This window comes from Selenomonas sp. oral taxon 149 str. 67H29BP (assembly GCF_000146365.1).
Lineage (GTDB): Bacteria > Bacillota > Negativicutes > Selenomonadales > Selenomonadaceae > Centipeda > Centipeda felix.
In genome coordinates this window covers 2,278,702-2,299,884 of sequence record NZ_GL397087.1, presented here as the reverse complement: position 1 = coordinate 2,299,884, position 21,183 = coordinate 2,278,702, and the positions used below count along the sequence as shown (strand labels likewise).

The 21,183-nt window shown below is 46.9% G+C and carries 18 protein-coding genes; all 18 read right to left on the bottom strand.

Translation table 11 applies throughout. The annotated features are described in order from the left end of the window. Positions 1-210: 210 nt before the first annotated feature. The 18 genes from HMPREF9166_RS10865 to rnmV all read right to left on the bottom strand — a co-directional run bounded on the left by HMPREF9166_RS10865 (position 211) and on the right by rnmV (position 21,116). Positions 211-1,068, bottom strand: a complete 858-nt coding sequence (locus HMPREF9166_RS10865) for a bifunctional 2-polyprenyl-6-hydroxyphenol methylase/3-demethylubiquinol 3-O-methyltransferase UbiG (protein ID WP_039981406.1) — start codon at positions 1,066-1,068, stop codon at positions 211-213. 20 nt (positions 1,069-1,088) lie between these two features. Next, positions 1,089-2,378 carry a lipopolysaccharide biosynthesis protein gene (locus HMPREF9166_RS10860; protein WP_009754061.1) on the bottom strand — a complete coding sequence of 430 codons (1,290 nt, stop codon included), beginning with the start codon at positions 2,376-2,378 and terminating at the stop codon, positions 1,089-1,091. Continuing rightward, positions 2,362-3,306, bottom strand: coding sequence for a glycosyltransferase (locus HMPREF9166_RS10855; protein ID WP_009754060.1), 945 nt, complete (start codon positions 3,304-3,306; stop codon positions 2,362-2,364). Before HMPREF9166_RS10855 ends, HMPREF9166_RS10860 begins: the two co-directional genes overlap by 17 nt. A 10-nt stretch (positions 3,307-3,316) precedes the next feature. Then, positions 3,317-5,239 carry an asparagine synthase (glutamine-hydrolyzing) gene (gene asnB / locus HMPREF9166_RS10850; protein WP_009754059.1) on the bottom strand — a complete coding sequence of 641 codons (1,923 nt, stop codon included), beginning with the start codon at positions 5,237-5,239 and terminating at the stop codon, positions 3,317-3,319. Between the two features lie 42 nt (positions 5,240-5,281). Then, positions 5,282-6,553: a phenylacetate--CoA ligase family protein gene (locus HMPREF9166_RS10845; protein WP_245870995.1), complete on the bottom strand. Its 1,272-nt coding sequence runs from the start codon at positions 6,551-6,553 to the stop codon at positions 5,282-5,284. 117 nt (positions 6,554-6,670) lie between these two features. Continuing rightward, positions 6,671-8,794, bottom strand: a complete 2,124-nt coding sequence (locus tag HMPREF9166_RS10840) for a bi-domain-containing oxidoreductase (RefSeq protein WP_009754057.1) — start codon at positions 8,792-8,794, stop codon at positions 6,671-6,673. Further along, a complete protein-coding gene (gene wecC / locus HMPREF9166_RS10835) occupies positions 8,791-10,008 on the bottom strand; it encodes a UDP-N-acetyl-D-mannosamine dehydrogenase (protein ID WP_009754056.1) in 1,218 nt (405 codons plus the stop codon). Before wecC ends, HMPREF9166_RS10840 begins: the two co-directional genes overlap by 4 nt. After that, entirely contained in the window at positions 10,009-11,133 is a 1,125-nt protein-coding gene (locus HMPREF9166_RS10830; RefSeq protein ID WP_139062661.1) for a glycosyltransferase family 4 protein, read from the bottom strand. It lies immediately after the preceding gene. Next, positions 11,130-12,530 (bottom strand): O-antigen ligase, encoded by a 1,401-nt coding sequence (locus tag HMPREF9166_RS10825; RefSeq protein WP_009754054.1) that lies wholly within the window; start codon positions 12,528-12,530, stop codon positions 11,130-11,132. The genes HMPREF9166_RS10830 and HMPREF9166_RS10825 overlap by 4 nt, the downstream gene beginning before the upstream one ends. 24 nt (positions 12,531-12,554) lie before the next feature. Next, entirely contained in the window at positions 12,555-13,547 is a 993-nt protein-coding gene (locus HMPREF9166_RS12245; protein ID WP_009754053.1) for a glycosyltransferase family 2 protein, read from the bottom strand. After that, on the bottom strand, positions 13,489-14,262 hold the full coding sequence (locus tag HMPREF9166_RS10820) for a DUF4422 domain-containing protein (RefSeq protein ID WP_039981403.1): 774 nt from the start codon (positions 14,260-14,262) through the stop codon (positions 13,489-13,491). Before HMPREF9166_RS10820 ends, HMPREF9166_RS12245 begins: the two co-directional genes overlap by 59 nt. Before the next feature lie 28 nt (positions 14,263-14,290). Then, positions 14,291-15,727: an undecaprenyl-phosphate galactose phosphotransferase WbaP gene (gene wbaP / locus HMPREF9166_RS10815; RefSeq protein WP_009754051.1), complete on the bottom strand. Its 1,437-nt coding sequence runs from the start codon at positions 15,725-15,727 to the stop codon at positions 14,291-14,293. 24 nt (positions 15,728-15,751) lie between these two features. Next, entirely contained in the window at positions 15,752-17,107 is a 1,356-nt protein-coding gene (locus HMPREF9166_RS10810; protein WP_009754050.1) for a GumC family protein, read from the bottom strand. 12 nt (positions 17,108-17,119) lie between these two features. Then, entirely contained in the window at positions 17,120-17,878 is a 759-nt protein-coding gene (locus HMPREF9166_RS10805) for a polysaccharide biosynthesis/export family protein (RefSeq protein WP_009754049.1), read from the bottom strand. Positions 17,879-17,912: 34 nt separating this feature from the next. After that, complete coding sequence (locus HMPREF9166_RS10800; RefSeq protein ID WP_039981401.1) at positions 17,913-18,854, bottom strand: AEC family transporter; 942 nt, start codon at positions 18,852-18,854, stop codon at positions 17,913-17,915. A 65-nt stretch (positions 18,855-18,919) separates the two neighbouring features. Beyond that, on the bottom strand, positions 18,920-19,705 hold the full coding sequence (locus HMPREF9166_RS10795; protein ID WP_009754047.1) for a PHP domain-containing protein: 786 nt from the start codon (positions 19,703-19,705) through the stop codon (positions 18,920-18,922). Beyond that, positions 19,702-20,580, bottom strand: coding sequence for a 16S rRNA (adenine(1518)-N(6)/adenine(1519)-N(6))-dimethyltransferase RsmA (gene rsmA / locus HMPREF9166_RS10790; RefSeq protein ID WP_009754046.1), 879 nt, complete (start codon positions 20,578-20,580; stop codon positions 19,702-19,704). The genes HMPREF9166_RS10795 and rsmA overlap by 4 nt, the downstream gene beginning before the upstream one ends. Then, a complete protein-coding gene (gene rnmV / locus HMPREF9166_RS10785) occupies positions 20,577-21,116 on the bottom strand; it encodes a ribonuclease M5 (protein WP_009754045.1) in 540 nt (179 codons plus the stop codon). The genes rsmA and rnmV overlap by 4 nt, the downstream gene beginning before the upstream one ends. Positions 21,117-21,183 lie beyond the last annotated feature (67 nt).

Sequence of the window (21,183 nt, the reverse complement as noted above, 5' to 3'; positions counted from 1 at the left end):
TCACGAGCACAATACGTCGATTGAAGCTCCGCTCGCCATTTGTTCCATTGATTGAGACTTTTACGCTGTATCATGTGAGAGCCACGACGCAGGATCTCATCAAAAGGAAGCGTCTGGATCTTATTCCAATAACGACTCATCAGTCCCCCTCACAATTTCAAGCTCCAATGAAATACCCTAACACTCCTCAGATCACAACATGCCCATGTTCTACTTCCTACGGAAATACAGGTACAAATGATCAAAGACTGGCTTCTGATTTGTGAACCGCGTAACGTCCCACATCCACATGAGTCTACCGCCAATTCTTGACAGCAGAGGGATTCCTCTGAACAGATTCACCATCCCCCCCGTTGTATACTTATAGTGCAGCAGTTCAAAATCAGCAGATAAGTACTCTACCAGCCATTCCTTTGTATAGAAATTCAGGTGTTCTGGCGGACTATACATGTGCCAACGCTCATTTTCATTCTTCCATATTTTATGCTGCTTCCATGTATCAAAAGCAGGAACCAATATGACCAGTACGCCACCTTGACTACATATTCTGGAGAACGTATCCAAAACCAGTTTGGGTTGTTCCAGATGTTCTAATAAAGCATAACAAGACACGACATCGAACGGATGGTCAAACGATGCATTCTCAACAAAGTCACGCACAACATGAATTCCACGCTGTTGAGCAACACCGGAAGCATACTCCGATAACTCTACCCCGACACGCTCTACTCGATTCGGCCAATGCATCAAGAAGTCACCCGTACGGCACCCAATATCACAAATGCTATGTATTTTCCCCAGATGAAGCTCCGTAATTTCTTTGACCTCATTTTTCCAATATTTTGAGGGCGTAAATTCGAGACCATATACATTTTTATTTTTCTCAGCTTGGCTGTCATAAAGCTTTTTTAATATGTCGCTAGAGTTTTCACTTTCATCCATCCGAAAAAAACGTTGCTTACAATTCCGGCATTCATATAACGTATATTTCTCTTCGCTATACGGACTCTGAATCTTGCGAAGGACATCTACATGCTTTGAGTTACAAAACTTACATATGACTTCCATGAAAAACTCCTAACTTTTTCTCATGATGCTGAGAATGTCTTTCCAAACTGAGTTCGAAAGGCATATTTCACTAGTATGTATTCCACAACAATACAAGGAATCTCTGCCATAACAGGCGCAAAGGCCAAGCCATATATTCCATAATTTACAACAAGAAAATATGCAAAAACAGATTTAACGACAAAGCCAATAGTTACGGTAATGATATTATACTGTGTCTTATTGATTGTCATCAGAGTTGTTCCTATCAAGGAATATGTTGTTGTGAGCCACAACTGTAACAACAATACAGCCAGAAACCACAGGACCTCCACATAGCAATCTCCATAGTAAAAATGCACCAGCAGATATGCAAAAAGATAAATACCACCACAAATGAATATCATCCCTACAGATAAGTATCTCTGTGCCCTCTTCATCTGATTCCACAGCCACAATCCATCATGTGAACGCTCGGCAAAATAAGGTGTGAGAAAAGATTGCACCGTGCCAGTGAACTGAGTTCCTATCATGATGAAGATTGTAGCAAGGGCATAATATCCGATCACCTCGCGGTCTGCTACAAAATGATCCAAAAAGAACAAGTCTACATAGCTTCCAAGCATCGCTATTGTCGAACCAATTAAACTCATATGCGCCAAAAAAGAGAATCCTCTTGGCAATGCGCAGTCTCTTATCGGATGAAAAGAGAATCTACTTTGGAAAGCCAGTATAGACGCTGACAAAAATGATAGGAACAGCATAGCCACAATATAACCGGCTAGACCATAGAACCACGCTCCTGCAACAACTCCGAAAACAGATATAACCTTAATTAACGACTGGGTAACTGCAATTTTCTTAAACTGCTTGATCGCCTGCAAGTAATTGGTGAATATGCTGTAGATGACATTGGGTAAGATAATAGCTGCATAAAGCGGGAGCCAACGACATACAATTTCGTCTTGACTGATCCATCGCTGCTGAGCGGCAATAATCAATATGACCAACATGCCTAAACTAAGTGCAGAAGTGAGTAACAAGGTATGCTGCAGCATAAACATGCGAAGACTAGATTCACGTATCTCGGCACAAAATTTGATAATTGCCGAATTTCGCCCCAGCTGAGCCAGTGTTAAAAAGACCGCAATATATGCTTGGATGATCTTAATTGCCCCCACTTCTTCTGGTAGTAGCAGTTTAGATACAATAATCAATGAACCAAACCCAAGGAGCTGTGTTAGACAATTAGCAGAAAACAGATGAAAAAAACCTTTCTGTAATACTTGTTTTACTTGGTAAACGAATAATGAATCACACCTTATCTGCATTATGCCGCTCCAATAACTCCCGTGTTTTTTGTTCAAAATCATCCATATCGCGATTCTTAAAGAGAACTGCTCCTTCGGGGCGTGGACAGACATCACTAGCTATTGCGGGACAATCAAAAAAAAGAGCTTCTGCAATACTTATACCATATCCATCTGTACATGTTGGACGTATCATCAAGTCGGCTTTTTTCATGATCGGCCAAAGTTCTCTCTGTCCCGTCAAAAAATATATTCTCCCTTCCAACTGATATTCACGGATGCGATGCTTTATCTCAGCAAAATATTCCGGACGAAACTTATCATTCGCCAAAGCAAATAATAATCCAATACCAGGATAGTCTCCCTTCAGTCGATTCACAAGTTCAACACACATATCAAGACCATACAGATCTGTCCCATTCCAATCAGCCAACTGAAATGCATTTGCCACAAGAACAGGATTGTGTGCTTCAAGGAACGAGAATACAGCATCGTCATAAGTCAATAGGATAGATGACTCATCTTCCTCCGGCGGTGGCAGAAACGCATGTTTTACAAAACTATTTGCATTGCAATCCGGCAATAATTTTATAAGATATTCTTTCAGTTCGACATTCACTAACTGAATCCACTGCGCAGATACCAAGGCTCTCTTGATCAGAGACCATTTCCATGTGTGCGGAAAGTAGGTTTCTTCGCCATGAATGACGATGCTAAAAGTCCCGCTCGTAAATCTTGTAATCAGCCATGCCGTAATGATATGCTTCCACAAAAAGCAATGAATGACAAAATTCCGCTTGCGTGACAGAAGCAACCATATAAATCCAATACGACCTACACGGCCACTGTCTACATATTCATCTTCTGGAAGCAATTTACTCAAACGATATATATATACAGATACCCCCCCCAACGGTGGAGGGAATGGCCCATAGTGGCAGTTCTTCATATTCACTCCCTCAAAATACACAGTGTTTGTAGTCTATCGGAGACTGATCCAAATACATCCGTGCCCATATCTCAAACGAAAACGACATCCAGCAAATCTCTAGTACATCCAAGTCAATATGCTCATAGTTCTGAGCAGTTGATTTCAGCAATTTATGCCAATTCTCTTCTACATAAGCGGCATCAAGCAAATGCCGAGCTTGCATTCCCGGCAACAGAACAGTTTCAATGAATTGGATTACTTCATCTTGTTTCAAATAATCCATCAAACCTATACTAAAGCCCATCTTCTCTCGATAGGCAAAATTCTCTCCAAAAATTTCACTAACAATCTCCTTTAAGATTTTTTTAGAATTTCGACTAATCTTTACGGGGTCATGGAAAGCCGCCGGTGCCAAATATTCTGTTGGAATCGTTGCAGCATACTCGACCAGTTTCGGCATCAGAAAAGGAACACGAAGTTCCATACTAGAGGCCATAGAACATTTATCTGAACGCATCAGAATGTCCTGCATATAAGTTACTATGTCATAGTTCATATATTGACGAATTCCTTTCCCAGGAAGCTTCATCAATATATCCAGACGTTTTCGCTGTGCATGATCAATATCGGCTTTGGGATAAAGCTTTCTCACGCAAGACGTATTGATAAATTGATTGTTTCGCAGATAATGTCGCTCTGGACTTCCTATCAACGTCCCCAGTTCGAACGGCCAACGATGATAACGTTTCAAAATGGATGCCACTCGTACAAGCGAGTTTTTTAGCTGATAGGCATACCCTGGAAAGCGATCATATCCTCCCAACACCTCATCAGCACCATCACCACAAAGCAGAACGGTAACATCTTTCCTCGCTTCTCTATTGAGATAGAGAAGGCCAAGCGATCCCTCATGGTTCATTGGAGCTTCAAAAAAAAATGTTGTTTCCTTCCACAAAGCAAGGAATTTGTCCTTACTCAGTGGAATAGAATGATGTCTCGTGTTGCAAAGTGACGAAACTTGATCCATGTATTCTTTTTCATTGAAGTTTTCATTCTCCAATACTATTCCGAACGTATCAAGACCGTGACTCGATACGTCAGCGGCTATGCGAGTTACATACGAAGAGTCTATGCCACCAGAAAGTTGTACTCCTACCTTAACATCACTCACTAAACGTCGGCGTACAGACTGCTTCATCAAGCTTTGCAAATCTTTTTTGCATTGCTCATAAGAAATCGTCTTATCTTCTATTCCCGGAAGATCCCAGTAAACAATTTTCTGGATCCCGTCTTTGCTTAATTCTAAATAAGTTCCAGGCGCAATATTCTTTACTCCTTTGAGCAGAGTTTCTCCGCCTGCAACAAATCGATAAAGAAAATATTCCGTTACTGCTTCCTCATTGAGTTGAGGATAAAACGATGGGTGACAATAAAAAGCCTTGTACTCCGATGCCCAAATAATAATATCAGAGTTCTCATAAATATAAAGAGGTTTCTCTCCCAATCGATCACGGCAAAGATAAATAGTATCTTTACGCAAATCTGTGATACAGATGGAAAACATCCCATCCAAACGTTCCAGCATCCCGTCAATTCCATATTCTTCATAGAGATATAGAATAACTTCTGTGTCGGAGTGTCCACGAAATGTATAGTCCTTTTGGATTAAATCATTACGGTAGTCATCTGCATTATAGATTTCTCCATTAAAGGTAATGAATATATTATGTGTATAATTCCACATAGGTTGATGCCCCTGCGGTGAAAGATCACGTATGCTCAAACGATTAAACCCTATTGCAAGGTTCTTTTCATCTGAGCCAAATATGGAGCACCGTTCCAAACCGGCGTCGTCCGGTCCACGATGTAAAAGTATCTTCATCATCCCACGTAAAACTTCTTCAGATGCATTCTTTGCTTTTTTTTCAAGAAACCCCATTATTGAGCACATATCACACAAACTCCCTCGACAATCGAAATATATCTGGTAATCTTATATTTTCGAGATAATATACCGATACTTTCCATTCCGCGTTTGTTCAACTGCGTCCACATAGGAAAATTCAAGATCCAGGAATTCTCCCAGTTTTCCCTCCAAGGCATGACGTATTGCAGTCTCATCCATTTGGGTGTATCCATCATTCTTGACAATACGCATCGTAACTTTACCGGGAGTATCTTGATAGAACTGATAAAACTTCACACGATCAAAAATATCAGAGTGAAAATTAATCGCCGTCATCGAGATTTTATTTCCTTTCGATGTAACAAGCATCTCCTGTAGCCAACGACCTTCCACATCCTGTAAGACTCTCCCAGAGTAATGACATTTCGCATTATGTTCGGCATATGCAGCATAATCTGCAGTACGGTAGCGAATCAAGGGAAGCACATAGTTGTTAAGTCCCGTTGCTGTGATTTCTCCCATTTGTCCCGGCTCTGTAATAACTTTCTGAGCCGCATCCAAAAGTTCTGTATAACCATAGATCTCTTCCAGATGATAGTGATTTTCCTCAAGACACCATGACGCTACGCAACACATCTCAGAATGTCCATAATGAAGCAGCATAGGACAACCAAATGCAGTCTCGACAATTTCTCTCTGCCCCATATAAAGATTCTCCGAACTTGCGAATACAGCCTTTGGTTTATACCTCAGACAATTTCCTGTCCTGTTGATATAGTCGGCAAGCATCAACGCAGATGATGGGTACACATGGAAAAACGGAATTTGTACCTCATTTAGCTTTTCCATAATTCTGGCACAGTTATCATCAGTCAGATGATAGGGATCTAATATCAGACTTTTATCTCGATGATTGTATTGCCACAATGCACCTTTGGGTAATACATTATTTCGCAATACCACTTTTTCTGATGTCCCGGCAATGTACCCAACTTTCGACCAAAGATAATCAAAAAAAGCTTTTTCTCTCGCCATTGTGAATCGTTTTTGCGCATAAAAAACAAGCTGGCGGCCCGTAGTACCACCGGTAGTCATCCGGATCTGTTGCTTAGAGGAAAACGCATCCGACAGCATATCCTGTAGATTCTCTTGGACTGTTTGCTTTGTGATGGACGGAATACGCTGAAGATCAGAAACATCTCGAAACGACTCAGGATTAAAGCCGGCATCGTCAAATATACGCCGATAGAACACAGTTGTGCTATAAGCATGCTGAAGCAGTTTCTTTATTGCAACATTTTGCCAAGCATGAATTTGATCCTGTGTCCATGAATCCGACGCAGACAAAAGTTTACGCATATCGCTATATGCCGTACCTAGTTTAATGCTAGGCGGAATCGAGCTCCACACCTCATCGATACCACGCTGAAGAAGGGGGGGTAAGCTATCATATATTTCTCGGAGCACATCTACACCTCAAATCTGCTCTTCCACAGCAAAGGCAATCTGCATTGCCTGCATCTGCTGCCACAGAGGAATCGGTGGTTCACCGCCGTTCTTAATCATCCTACCGAATGCTTTGATCTCCTCGAGCTGCCCCTTTTCGCTGCCCTTCGTCTCAATCGAGGCAAGCTTTACACCATAGCCCTTTATCGACTTGTAGTCATTTAGCGTAATCATCTTCCCGTCAAAGAACATTTCCATCGTTTCCTTGGGGTAGTCCTTGCTTCCCGCAGCCGTATAGATGAGATCGGCTACAGAACCATCGTCATAGGTGACGGTGGCAATAAAATTGTCTTTGGCACTATAATATGCTCCATTCGGCTGAATGGAGGATGCACTGACAGAAACAGCCTTTGCTCCCGTGAGGAAGTTGAATACATCATAGATATGGCATGCCTCTCCGATGTTGCGCCCCGCCCCCTCTTCAGTATGCACCCAATGATCAAGCGGAATGTAGCCTGCATTCATCGTATAGTGAATGATCATAGGATTTTGGCGTGCAGTCGTGTGCTTCGCGATCTCCTGCAGATAGCGTGAATGGCGGCGATTGAATCCAGTCAAAAGAAGAGGTGCATCATGATGTTCCCGATAGAACAGCTCGATCCTTGATAGTTCCTCCGCATTGATTGCAAGCGGCTTTTCAACAAGGACATGTTTGCCCGCCCCCAGTGCTGCCAAGACCATACTGGCATGAAGGTTGTGACGTGTTGCGATAAGCACCATGTCAACGGCATCATCCGCAAGTACCTTTTCGTAATTCGTCGTCGCATAGTCGGCTCCGAACTGCTTTGCAACTGCTTCGGCATTGGTTCCCGTGCGACTCATCACGGCACGCAGTTGGTAGAGATCGCCGAGCTGTTTGATGTTCGGCAGGTGCATTCCCTTCGCGAATCCGCCCGCACCAATGAGTGCGACCTGTATTCTATCTTTTCGGAGTGGATGTGTGGCGACTGTGACGACATCTGCAGCTTCCTGCTCTTTCTGTGGATAAGAGAGAAGCACCATGAGCGGTTTCGGCGATGCCGTTTTCAGCGATTCGTATGCGGTATCCGCCTCCTCCACGGGATAGATCTTCGATACCATATCCATCACGTGAAGCTTCTTCGCCGCCATGAGATTCAGCACTTCCTGCAGGTTGCGATTCTCTGTCCAGCGTACATAGCTGACGGGGTATTCCAGTCCCTTTTCCTCATAAATACTATCATAGCGCCCCGGCCCATAGGATGTGGAGATGAAAAAATCAATCTCCTTCTCATAGAAATCCGCACGGTTCAGATGTAACCCGACATCGCCCACGAGAACAACGCGCCCCTTGCGGCGGCACATCTTAAACGCTGTCGAGACGATCGCGTCGGACTTTGCCGCCGCCGTGATGATTACTCCATCTGCACTAATCCCATCCGTCAGACGTTCCACCTGCTCGGCATCCGTCGTGCCATCCGGCTGAATGGCGTAATCCGCCCCATGCTTCAATGCCATCTCGATACGACTGGCATCCAAGTCGCTGACAATCACCTTGCAGCCACTTGCTTTGAGCATTTGCACGGCAAACTGTCCAATCACACCAAGACCGATAACAACGAAGCACTCGCCAAGTGTCGTATGGGCACGGCGAACTCCCTGCATGGCAATCGAGCCAAGTGTAACAGTACTTGCCTCTTCAAAAGAAACGGCTTCAGGAATCTTCACGAGCAAGTTGCGTGGTACATTGATAATTTCTGCATGATGTGCGCACTGCGCTCCGGCACAAGCAACACGCTCGCCGACCTTCACGTCACGTATATTTGCACCAACACCAATGACAATGCCTGCCGCCGAGTAACCAACAAGAGAACCTGTATCCAGCTTCCCTTTCACAATCTCTCTCGTCTGGGAGATTCCCTTCTCCGCAACCATATCAAAGACTTTTTTTACTTTTTCGGGTTCTTTCAATGCGCGTTTCCAGAGAGGGACGGAGCTGGCACGCACACCACTCATCTCCGTACCAATCGAGATACACGAATTGACAACATGCACGAGTACCTTATCTTCTTCCACTTGTGGAGCTGGCACTTTTTCTGTAACCGCCCGCCCTTTTTTGATCAGTACCTGCTTCATGCAAAAATCCCCCGTGTATCGATGACCGTCTTCCCCTTAAGAAGTGCCCGATCCATTCCCTTGAACTCCTTGTGATCGACAAGCAGAAGAACGATATTCGCGTTCCGCATTGCCTCCTCCAACGAAACAAGGCGCACATTCTTTTGATTGGCAAGAGATGCGGGAAGCACATGGACATTCGGCTCGACAACGAGGAGCTCATCAAGCGCCCCTGCAGCAAGTTTCTCCGCGATCTGCAGCGACGGACTCTCGCGCAAATCGTCAATGTCAGGCTTAAATGCAAGGCCAAGACATGCGACCTTCGGATTCTCCGTCATACGAACAGCTTCATATACCTTCTCCATAACGACGTGCGGTTTGCTGTCATTGACCTCACGTGCAACGCGGATGAGACGAGCCTCGTGCGGCGCCGAGTCCACAATAAACCACGGATCAACGGCGATGCAGTGTCCACCGACACCAGGTCCGGGCTGAAGAATGTTGACACGCGGATGGCGATTGGCGAGACGAATCAGCTCCCACACATCAATGCCGAGTTTATCGCAGATGATCGAGAGCTCATTGGCAAAGGCAATGTTCACATCACGGAACGAGTTCTCCGTGAGTTTTGCCATCTCCGCTGTACGTGCATCCGTCGAGAGAAGCGCACCTGTGACAAAATGACCATAGAACTCAACCGTCCTCTTCGTCGACTCCGCATCAATACCACCAATGATACGGTCATTGTGCGGCAGTTCCTCCACGATCTTGCCAGGCAGGACGCGTTCCGGGCAATGGGCAAAATACAGATTCTTCCCCACAAGATCTGTACGCTCCTCAAGCACCCATTTTTGTACCTTCTCTGTCGTCCCAACAGGACTGGTGGACTCGAGGATAATCAGATTACCCTCTTTGACAAAGGGAGCAATTTCCCGCGTCGCTGACTCGACGAACGACAAATCAGGCTCCTTATCTCCCTTAAACGGTGTCGGAACTGCGAGGATGAACACATCTGCCTCATGTGGTTTTACATCGGCATGGAGATTTCCTGAGGAAACTGCTTTCTTCACATACGCAGCAAGTCCCGGCTCGACAATGTGAATCTCCCCGCGATTGACCGTCTCCACGACACGCTCCACCGGATCCATCCCATAGACCTTAAACCCACTGTTGGCGATCAAGGTAGCAGTGGGGAGGCCTATATATCCCAGTCCAATAACACACACATTCTCCATTTATTTTACATCTCCTCTTATTTTCTCGTCAACCAGAGCTTCAAATTGATCCACCACACGGCGGATGTCATATTGCGCTAGGTCAACATGATACTGCTCACTATAGTCCCCTTTTAGGAATGCCTGAAAGACCTCGGGACGAAACGTCCGACGATTAAAGCTTAGGATTGGCCTGCGGCTCATCGCGTAGTCAATCAGCTTGCTGGGACGCTGTGTGGCGTTATCATTGTCGAAGTTGATCACAAAATCCATCTTTGCCATTTCATGGATGAGAGACTCGCGGTCAATGGGAGGTACAACAACCAATCGATCCTTTAGTTGCGCCTTATATTTCACTAGCAGTGATTGTGTGAACGGCTCATCCAGCGCATATACGACAAAACGAAAAGCCCCCTGAGTCATCATAAGATGTTCAAAAAAGAACTCCGGATTACGAATCTGTTCATAAAAAACACCTGCATAACAGAAAGTCGGTATAAGATTCCCTATGTATATATCAGCAGGGATATCAATTATACGAAAACCTTGAGGAATCACTCTAATCTTCCCTTGTGGAATACATTCTTGATAGGCTTTTCGTGCATGATCGAACGGAATTGTAACATAATCAAAAGACTTTAGCACCCACCGTTCAAACCACTTCAAATACGCAGCTTTTGCGAAGGACGTATTGTAATACAAGGGATCTCCACAATCGGCGATAAAGCACACCCCCGAGGAGAATATCTTCACAAAAAAGGAAACAGCAACCAAATTATAAAAAGGATAACTGATAACCACCACTGCATCGTAGCTATTTAACATTCTTTTTTTCAATAGCAACCTAAATAAATGTATTGAATAAAGAATATTACTGGGTGAATCACCTAAAAAATAACTTGATATTTTTCTTATGTACTTTTTCAAAGAAGAATATTTTGGGGTACCTAGATTTCTTTCATAATTTCTGCCATAGTCTACGGGGTGATATTCCCACAGATCGTCATCCGTATGTTTAATTCCCTGCGGAGCTATCAAACCTGCACATATCCCCCTTTCACAGAGTCCTCGTAATAATTCATTGGCACGAAATGCTCTAGGATTTCGGAGGGGTGGATAGGATCTCGTTATCATTAAAATCTTCATCTGGCATGACCATCTCTTGCTACAACATACCAAGTAAAAGCAAAAACAACCCAATAAGACATAACGCGAAAGGCATCAATATTAAAGCCGAACAAGCTCGTTCCTACCAAGCTTACAAAAAGATTTTTTTTTGCGATCAGATGAACAGGCGCTTTTTCAATTCCAGCAGAACGTAAAAGCCCAGAAAATAAAGAGATATAATATAGAACCCAAGCGAAAAAACCGAATGCTCCTGTTTCAGCCAGTAAGCGTGAATACAGCCCATGCGCAGATACCAAGGCATGTTGAGCAATATATTCTTGTATCCATATATGGATTTCAGGACTTGCATACGACCATAGGGGATAATAATTGGGAAGATATAAGCCGATAGCGCCAAACCCAACCCCATAAACAGGATAGTCAAGAAAAAGCTGTAAGGCAGCAAACTGAGAACCTAACCGTGCATCATTCGACCCACTAAACCCCCCAACATCTCCCCCCAATAGAGAGCCAAAAACGGCAACGATATCGATGTCGATAAAATTACCATATGCGACACCACCTATTCCAAGAAGAACAAGGCTCATCACATAGAGCCCTATCCATTTTTTTACGGCCTGAATTTCTATCCTAAACAACAACAAATAGACGATCATTTCAATAAGAAAAATAAAATAGGAGGTTCTCGATATACTCATGATGTTTAAGAAAGTAAAGTATATCACCCCAAAAACGACAAGAATCCTATACCTACTTTTCACAAGAAAAATCAAGGAGAACAACCACGGCATTAAAATCCCAGAATACATACCAAAGTATGAGGCTTCAGCAGCTACAGATCTCACGCGCCCATAAGTTAAAAGTATATTTTCCGTATCACTTTCACGAAATAAAGAGTCTAAAAACGATAAAACATCACTGAACACACTTTGTCCGACAATATTTCCCACTTCAAACATAGAGTATATGCCTGCAACAAAAAAAGATAATATCAAATACTTATACAAAAATCGAAACACGTCACCATCATAGTATCTAATCCAATTATATATATAGAGAGAAATAGCCACATAAACACAAATAGACATCGTCTGCATAAACCATATATATATCCCTGTTCTGTCTCCATAGACAATCTCCCACAAATCTATGAAGTTCAATAATCCAGATAAAATAACAGCAAGCATAAAGGCAGACAAAAACGCCATAGGTCTGACATGAGGAATATATAGTTTCTTCCCACCAAGAACACAGCTAAGCAACCAAATTCCCACCCCGGCCATAAGTGGATAAAAGCTTAGCTCTTTTCCCAACCAGCCTAAACTAGCAATTCCTTTAATCGATGTAATAAAAGGAGAAAAAAGTATCGCCATACCTATACAAATAGAGTGGTACGTTTTTTCGATTTTACCCATATATCCTCCTCTATTCGCATAGGCTCAGAATCTTGACAGGAATGCTTTTAACAAACGACATGGTGTAAAGTAAATAACCAACGCAACCAATTTATCCCTTTTTCGCAAATCTGTACTCTGTATGATAGCACACAGATTTTTTCTAATGAGATGTCTTCCTTTTTCATATAACTCTCTCCCTTCCGCAGATAGAGAAAGTGCCATGCATCCTACGAGAATAGTTTTCCAATAGCCAGCTTTTGAGCAAGGAACGCCCAAGCATAAAAAAAATTTGTATCTTCTGTGCGCGATAACAAAAGATTGTCTAATAAACTTTACTGGTTTTCTTTGATTCGTCAAGCTATTTGATCGATACATATAGTAATACAAATGACAAGGCAAAAAGTATACTGTTTTTAGCTTAACCGAAAAACGTGTAAAAAAATCATAGTCCTCATAAAACTTCAATGAAGGGTTAAATGAAACACTTTTGACGATCGAAGATTTAAGAATATGTGTGCATAAATAACTTTTAATATATCGATCACAAGAGAGCTCATATAGATAGTTTTCTATTTTTACATAACCATCAAAGCGCAATGGCTGAGGAACATTTTTTTCGTCAATGATCTTGGTTAGTCCAATCACAACACAATCCGGCTCTGCGGATAGAGCCCCAAAGATCATGTTTTTCCATCGCACATCAACGTAATCATCTGGGTCACACCATGCGATATAATCTCCAGAAGATTTCTGCAGCCCCAAACTTCTGGCTGAACCAACCCCTTTGTTTTGCTGATGAAACACCTTGATTTCCTTGTATTGTAAAGCATAATCATCGCAAATTTGCCCGCTACTATCGGTTGAGCCATCATCTATACAAATCAGTTCCAGATCATCTAGGCCTTGTTGTATAAAAGAAATTAAGCAACGCTCAATATATTCTTCTACGTTATATACCGGAAGAATAACACTTATCTTAAGTTCCTTTTCCCGCTCGTTTCCCGTTCCAGAACTTCCTTTTGAGGAAAATACCACCTTTTTTCACCCAATTCTGTCGTTCCATAAAGCGCACTTGGACCTCTTTGTAAGGAACACTGTTTGTTTCAAGCCAAATATCTAAAAGAAGTTCAGACAAGTACCCATATATTCTTGCCTCGACTGGATCATAATGCGAGATGTCTGTCCTCCGCTCAACTTCACTTAATATATAGAAGAGCCATCTACAATATCCATCGAGCAAGTCTCGTCTCATAACAAACATATTAAACATATGTGCCCAGGTGCGTTCCATAACTCTTTTAAACGAAGGCAGATATTGCGGGTACAACTCGGATATGACTGTTTCTACCGTATCTAAATCCTTAGCATAATGCGCATGATTATAATGGCTGCGATTTGTTTCGATAAAATATCGTCTCTTTTGGGGTACAATCACGGGAATCCGAGCTAATATATCTTCGAAATCTCTTTTCCCAAGAATAGCATCCTGCGCTTTCCTCCAACGTGTTTTCACAAAATATCTTCTATAGTGACATAGTCCAATATAGTCATCCTCCAAATTCTTCCACGCCCAATAGAGTCCTGTGAGTTCACAATAGTTTGCATTTTTGATACTAATATTATCCCCTGTATCATCACCTTGGTAACCTAGCTTAACTTTTCCAGCACACCCAACATGAATGGGTAAATAGACTTCATCATCCGGCATCCAGTACTTTTTATGCGTAGCCACAATAATTTTTATGTCCAACCCATTTTCCTCCATAGATGGAATTAATTCAATACGCACCTTTTCCAGTAAATACAGTCTTCACAGTCTTGAACAAATATACGAGATCAATCCAAACCGACCAGTTGCGCACATACCATGTATCCATGCCAACACGCTCTTCGTACGTAGTGTCACTACGTCCGTTCACCTGCCACATGCCCGTGATGCCCGGAGGCACCATATAATACTCCTCGATGTTCTCTCCGTAGAATTTAACTTCCTTTGCCACTATAGGGCGTGGTCCGACGAGACTCATATCTCCCATCAGCACATTCCAAAGCTGCGGAAGTTCGTCAAGACTGGTCTTGCGCAGGAATGCCCCTAATTTCGTCACGCGAGGATCGTTCGTAAGTTTGAAGGACTCCTCCCATTCTTTTCGTGCTTCTGGATTCTTTGCAAGATACTCTTCCAGTCGTTCCTGTGCGTTCGGCACCATGGTCTGAAATTTATAGCAAGGGAAAGGTTTTCCTTTCCGTCCGACGCGGCGATGCGCAAAAATGATACGCCCCTTATTGTCAACACCAACAACGACAGCAAGTATAAGCAGAATCGGAGAGATCAATATGCCTCCGATGATGGTCAGGATAAGGTCAAAGATGCGTTTCGCCAGTCGGTTCCTCCTACGCGCGAGATTGTTTCGTATGCTGAGCATGAATACTTTTTCGGTATAGAACGGCTCAACGCCGACATGCCCCAGAGGGAGCATCATGAGATCAGGAACAAAGAGGATGTCACGCACCAGTGGCTGGATCTTCGCGACAAGTCGCTCCATCCGAGTACCGTCCATCCCAGGGGCCGTGATAATCACAGTCTTTACTCCTGAATCCCGAATAATATCTACGGCATTTTGCACCTGTCCTAAGAGCAGAAATTTTTGTGGAAGAATCTTCGATATTGGGGCATCATCGAGCAGCCCTACAACCCGATAGCGATAGCCCAAGTCTCCATCGAAGAAAGAAAGGGAAAGCTCCGCCGTTTTTCCTGCGCCGATCAGGATCACAGGCTTCATTAGCCAGTTCATCTTTTTCAGCAGTTTGAGGAGAATATACCGTCCTATATAGATGTTAAAGAGTGCCAGGAAACCAAACAGGACGACATAAAGGCGCGAGGCAAGCATACTTGCCTGCATAAAATAAAGTATAAGGATGCAGGTGATCAGTGCATAGAGCACCGCATAGAAGATCTGCTGTACCATAGCGATGATTGGCCGCATCTTTGTGTAGGTCTGCGAGATAGCAAGGAACGCAATGAATACGAGTGGTATCCAAAAAAACAGATAGGCATTGGGTACGTGATAGGATATTCCTATCAGCGCCCCATAGATGTCATGCATGCCAAATGCCATTCTCTCTGCAAGGAGAATAGCCAGATAGTCAAAAATGATAAACAAAAGAGGTGCACACACTCTGCGAAGTATGGCTGATGTCTCAGATACAATCGCCATGAATATGTACACCTCCTAAAGTCGTTATGCTTCGCGTTTATAGGTCAGCAGGCCGTACCCCATAGAAAGGAGTATGCCGAGAGCAAAACCGATCGCTGTGATCAGCATCTTACGCGGTGCAGCAGGTCTATCCTCATCCGGCAGATTCGCCGGGTCAATGATCTGGATGTCCATACTCTCCATCGCTGCCTGCAGTCGGTTTTGCTCATACTGCTTAACGAGATTCGCATAGACTTCATTCTTGATTTTTGCTTCACGCGTGAGGCGCATATACTCGGCAACATCGTCGGGGAACGTGCCGAGTTCCTCCTCCCTCTTGCTCCGCTGTGCCTTCAATGCCTGCTCACTCGCCTGTGCCACCGCGAGGTTGACCGATGCGAGGGCGCGCTCCTTGCTCAGTTCGGAGTGTGTCGGATTCAGCGTCGTCGCCCCGGAGTCGACACTCGAGACAACCTCAGCATTGAGGCTCGCACGCAGCTGATCCAGTTCCTTCTGCGCCTTCTGGACGCTCGGATGCAGCTCTGTGTAGTTCTGCTCGAGCCCGGCGAGCTCGACGCGCTTGCTGACAATCTGATCGCGTATTTTCTGTACAGTCGTGTTGTCAGAGATGCTGTACGCCTTGCTGCCGCTTTTTTGCTCACCGAGTTTTTCGTTGGCTGCACTGAGCGATGCCTGTGCCGAGGCAGCCTCAACCTCTGCCTTGCCAATCTCCTTGTCATACGCGGCCATCTGCTCGATCACTGCTTTCGCCTGTTCATCTGGGCTGTAGACTTTGTGCTCACGACTGAACTGCGCGAGCTTATCCTCAGCTTCTTCAGCCTCCTGCTTCGTTCCGTTGATGCGTTCATCGAGGAACTTCATAAGGAGAGACTGCGTCTGTTGGTTCATATTCGTCTGCATGAGGAGGAAGTTGTCGACGACATTCTGCGAGATCTGCTGTGCTTCCTCAGGGCTTTTTCCGCGCGCCGTCACCTCGATAAGGTTTGTCCCTTTGGTATTCTTGATATCGAGATGGCTCTTAGCGAAGGATTTTGCATCGGGTTTTTTCTCTGTACCAAAGTCAATAGAGTCAATGATCGGGTCGAGTACGGTGCGCGACTTCATCAGCTCGATGTAGTTTGTCGTGGGCGAGGCAACGCTCCCCCCGCCCAATCCACCGAGCCCAAGTGCTGCCATCGCACCTGCCGCACCCGAGATATCCATCTTTGCCGCCGTGCGTGTCTGAACAAGTGTCGTCGACTCATACTGCTTGGGCAGGAGAAAGGAGATCACGAGGGCAACCAGCGTACAGGCACCCACGATGCAGGAGATCACAGGCTTGTGGTCGCACATGATATGAAACAGTCTTGAGAGGTCAATCGAGTCTTCGTTGCGATCCATGCTGTCCTCTTTCTAGTCCGCCAATGCTTTATACATCGTAAATACGTTCAGATACGGCAGGACATCCTCTTGGAACTTGATGCCGTTCGAGGTCGGAACGTAGACGATATCGCCGTCCTGCAGTGCCAAATTCTGCGTCAGATCATGCTTCTTGATGTAGTTCTTCAGGTTCACCTGTTTATAGTACATTGTATCGCCGACGACACGGATCACCTGTACCTGTGTGCTGCGTCCACGATTCGTAAAGCCGCCTGCCGAGGTGATCGCCGCATACGCGTTCAGTGTGTCGGCAGACATCTCCTTGATGCCTGGCTCTCGCACCTCTCCCATGACATAAATGTTCCGTTTTCCGTATGTCTTGACGCCGACGGAGAGCTCCGGAAAGCGCAGGTAGCGGTGCATTCGCTCGGAAATCAAGTCCTGCGCCTCATCAAGTGTAAGTCCTGCCAACCGCAGCGAACCCGCATAGGGGAGCTGGGCGTAGCCATCGGGACCGATCATGACAGAATCAAGAGCCGCTGCCCCATTCCCTAAGGCAGAGTTGAACCCGACGACTTGGACACTGAGCACATCATATTTGCTCAGTCGGTACGTCTCGCCATGGCGATCTCCGATCGTTGTCGCCATCCGGAAGTCTCCTCCTTCGACGACATGATACGGCGCATCCGTGCTTGGTGCAGGCTCGTTTGCCTGTGCTGCCTGCGGCATCCATATAAGCCCTGCGGCAAGTGCCACTGCGCAGACTCCTGCCCGTTTCTTTTTCCACGTCATGGTACAATTCTCCTTTATTTTGATGCAGAATGCTTTAGAACAGCTCTAATGTCTTGAACAAAAATACCCAGCCGAAGATGGTAAAGCAGGCAAGCGCGCTGCTGTAGACGACACTGTTGCCCGCGAGCTCGGCGTCCGCCTGCATCTGCTGTGCCATGGCAAAGCCTGCAACGGCACAGGGCGTGGCAAAGATTGCGATGAGCGTGACAAGCTCGACGCCGCGAAAGCCGAGTGCAACGGCACAGGCGAGTACGACGGCAGGTACGAGGACAAGGCGCGCAGTGACCGAGAAGATGAGCTGGAGCAGATGCGTGTGATAGCTGCCGCCATGGAATGACGCCCCGAGGATGATGAGTGCGACAGGCGTGGTCGCCGCCGCGATCTGTGCGACGGGCTTCAGGACGGGCGCAGGAATCGGCAGTTCTGCGACGTGGCACAATGCCCCTAGTATCGCGCCGAGAATCATCGGGTTCATAACAACGCCGCGCAGGATATGCGGCAGGTTGAATTGCCTGCCGCGAAATGTCTCAAGAATAAAGACGCTGAGAATGTTGTAGAGGGGAACAATGACGGCGATCATCATGGTCGGGATGGCAATCGCCTCGTCCCCAAAGATGTTGCCGACAAGCGGGACGCCCATGAGGACGTAGTTGCCGCGAAAGCTCGCCTGGATCATCGGGCCGCGCCGTGCATTGTCCTTCTCGATCATGCAGACGATCGCACCGAAGACGAGCGCCGTCAGGATGACGCCGCCCGCACCGAAGACCATGAGCATCGGCTGAAACGCCTTCTGCGGGTCAGAGACGTAGATGTTGTAGAACATCATGAAGAAGAAGAACACACGGAACACCATACGGTTCACGTGCTTCAGTTCTTCCTCGGTAAGGAGGCGTACGTGCTTAACGAAAAGCCCGACGGCCATCAAGCAGAATAGCGGGACGACGCCGCCGAGTGCGACAAAAAAATTACTCAACACGACGAATCCCTCCGTCCATTGTCCTATATTATAGCAGGAAAAGAAAAAGAGGGCAATAAATAGCTTCACTCGTCACAAATCTGCATTTTCCGCTCGCGGAAGGTGACGACGGTGAGGTCAAAGGCATGGGCAAGCTCACGCCCACGGTCACAGCGCGCACCGATCGCCTCGGGGACATGGGCATCCGATCCGATGGTGACATAGCGTCCGCCGAGCTCGTGGTAGCGGCGGCAGACGGGCGCGAGTTCCTTGATGCCGCGCGGCGCGGAGAGGCGGCGCGTGTTGATCTCGATGACGGTGTCCGTCTCGATGAGCGCACGCAGGACGGCATCGATGTCGTTGGTGAAGTCGCCATAGCTGATTTCAGGGTTGTCGAACGGGGCACAGCGTGCGATGTAGTCGATGTGTGCAAGTGCGTTGATCTCGGTCTGGGCATAGATCTCTGTGCGCATCGCGGTGAAATACTCGTGGTACATCTCATGCTTTTCCCGTCCCGCATAAGTCTCGGGCAGGTAGAGATCTCTGCTCTCCAGTGAGTGAATGGAGCCAAGGACAAAATCAAACGGAACACGCCGCAGAAATGCGGTGTTTTTTTCATGGGTCCCCGCCATCAGACCGACCTCGACACCGAGAGAGAGCACATCCCCGCGCAGCGGTTCGTATGCTGTCCAATACGCCTCGGGATCAAAGATGAACTGCTCCTCACCTGCCGCCGGAACGTCATAATCCAGATGATCGGTAAAGACGAGCCCAATCCCCTGCTCTGCCGCGCGGGCAAGAGCCTCCTGTGCGGACATCTCAGAGTCAGCAGAAAATGATGTATGGATATGGCTGTCAAAGAACATGGTCATTCCTCCTCCGGCAAAATCGCGCCCGCAGCATCCGACAGGCGGGCGAAGTCCGCGAGGGAGAGCTGCTCGCCGCGCAGCGATTCGGCAATCCCTGCCGCCGCAAGTCCTGCACGGCACAGTTCCTTCGTCAGTCCCGCCCCCGTGAGTGCATTAAGGAGTGTTTTGCGCCGCTGTCCGAAGGCAGCGCGAACGAGACGGAAGAACAGCTTTTCATCCGTTGGACAGACAGAAGGTGTCTCCCGCATACGGCAGGCAATGACGGCACTCGTGACCTCGGGTGCGGGCATAAAGGCGCGCGGCGGTACATCCATGACGATATGTGCATCCGTATAGTACTGCACAGCGATGGAGAGCGCCCCGTAGTCTTTCGAGCCAGGGCGCGCCGTCATACGGACGGCGACCTCCTTCTGCACCATGGTCACCATGCGCTCGATGGGCAGATGCTGTTCGAGGAGTGCCATGAGGATCGGGGTGGTGATATAGTAGGGAAGATTCGCAACGACTTTGAACCGCTCTCCCGCACCGAGGTTCAGGATGCGGAGGATGTCCAGCTTCAGGATGTCGCCCGGCACGACGGTCACGTTGTCATAGCCCTTCAGTGTCTCGGCGAGGACGGCAGGAAGTTTTTTGTCCAGTTCGACGGCGACGATGCGTGCACCGCTCTCGGCGAGCCCCTGCGTCAGCGTGCCGATGCCGGGGCCGATCTCGAGGACAGTATCTGAGCGGCTGAGGTCAGCCGCATCCACGATGGCGCGCACCACGCCCGCATCCACGAGGAAGTTCTGCCCGAGCCACTTGCTCGCGCGCAGGTGAAAGGCGCTCAGGATGTGGCGCGTGACCTTTGGGTCGGCGATCACGGGGATACTTGCGTTCATTCCATGTCCTCCCATGCGGCAGTAAACTCCGCGCGTGTAATGCCATAGGTGTTGAGTCGGCGCAGAAATGTCTTTGCATTCGCAAAGCCGAGCCCAAGACGGCGTCCGAGCTGTGCGCGCCGTTCGGCGGCGTCCCCCGTTCCTGTCAGTCCCGCCTGCATCATATCGCTCATCGAAAACGTCTCCTCCGGTTCTTCCATCGGCGTGCGTACCTTGTCGAGTGCCACACGGACAGCCGCGGGGGATGCCTGCTCCACGCCGATGTCGCCGTCCCCTGCATTCGTCGCGTCCTCCACAGGGATAAAGGCATGGCGGGCACGCGGAAACATCTCGGTCAGGCGCGCACGGATGCGCTCACCGACTGTATCGGGATCGGTGAGGATGATGATACCGCGCTTTTCATAGGCGGCACGGATATTTTTGATCGCCGCATTGCGCAGGCGAAATCCGTCGGTGATGATGCAGTCCGCATCGACTGCGCGCCGCACCGCCGCAACGTCCATTTTGCCCTCGACGATGATGACTTCTTTGATCACAATCGGCTCTTACACTCCTCATCCTGACACGTCACTGTATTCGCCACTTCCACCGCTCACGCGGTCC

Excerpts from the sequence above, each read along its gene's own strand:
- HMPREF9166_RS10860 (WP_009754061.1), bottom strand. The coding sequence starts at position 2,378 with ATGCAGATAAGGTGTGATTCATTATTCGTTTACCAAGTAAAACAAGTA.
- asnB (WP_009754059.1), bottom strand. The coding sequence starts at position 5,239 with ATGTGCTCAATAATGGGGTTTCTTGAAAAAAAAGCAAAGAATGCATCT.
- wecC (WP_009754056.1), bottom strand. The coding sequence starts at position 10,008 with ATGGAGAATGTGTGTGTTATTGGACTGGGATATATAGGCCTCCCCACT.
- HMPREF9166_RS10805 (WP_009754049.1), bottom strand. The coding sequence starts at position 17,878 with ATGACGTGGAAAAAGAAACGGGCAGGAGTCTGCGCAGTGGCACTTGCC.
- HMPREF9166_RS10795 (WP_009754047.1), bottom strand. The coding sequence starts at position 19,705 with ATGACCATGTTCTTTGACAGCCATATCCATACATCATTTTCTGCTGAC.
- HMPREF9166_RS10830 (WP_139062661.1), bottom strand. The coding sequence starts at position 11,133 with ATGAAGATTTTAATGATAACGAGATCCTATCCACCCCTCCGAAATCCT.
- HMPREF9166_RS10865 (WP_039981406.1), bottom strand. The coding sequence starts at position 1,068 with ATGGAAGTCATATGTAAGTTTTGTAACTCAAAGCATGTAGATGTCCTT.
- HMPREF9166_RS10810 (WP_009754050.1), bottom strand. The coding sequence starts at position 17,107 with ATGGATCGCAACGAAGACTCGATTGACCTCTCAAGACTGTTTCATATC.
- HMPREF9166_RS10825 (WP_009754054.1), bottom strand. The coding sequence starts at position 12,530 with ATGGGTAAAATCGAAAAAACGTACCACTCTATTTGTATAGGTATGGCG.
- HMPREF9166_RS10840 (WP_009754057.1), bottom strand. The coding sequence starts at position 8,794 with ATGAAGCAGGTACTGATCAAAAAAGGGCGGGCGGTTACAGAAAAAGTG.
- HMPREF9166_RS10845 (WP_245870995.1), bottom strand. The coding sequence starts at position 6,553 with ATGCGTAAACTTTTGTCTGCGTCGGATTCATGGACACAGGATCAAATT.
- rsmA (WP_009754046.1), bottom strand. The coding sequence starts at position 20,580 with ATGAACGCAAGTATCCCCGTGATCGCCGACCCAAAGGTCACGCGCCAC.
- wbaP (WP_009754051.1), bottom strand. The coding sequence starts at position 15,727 with ATGGCGATTGTATCTGAGACATCAGCCATACTTCGCAGAGTGTGTGCA.
- HMPREF9166_RS10855 (WP_009754060.1), bottom strand. The coding sequence starts at position 3,306 with ATGAAGAACTGCCACTATGGGCCATTCCCTCCACCGTTGGGGGGGGTA.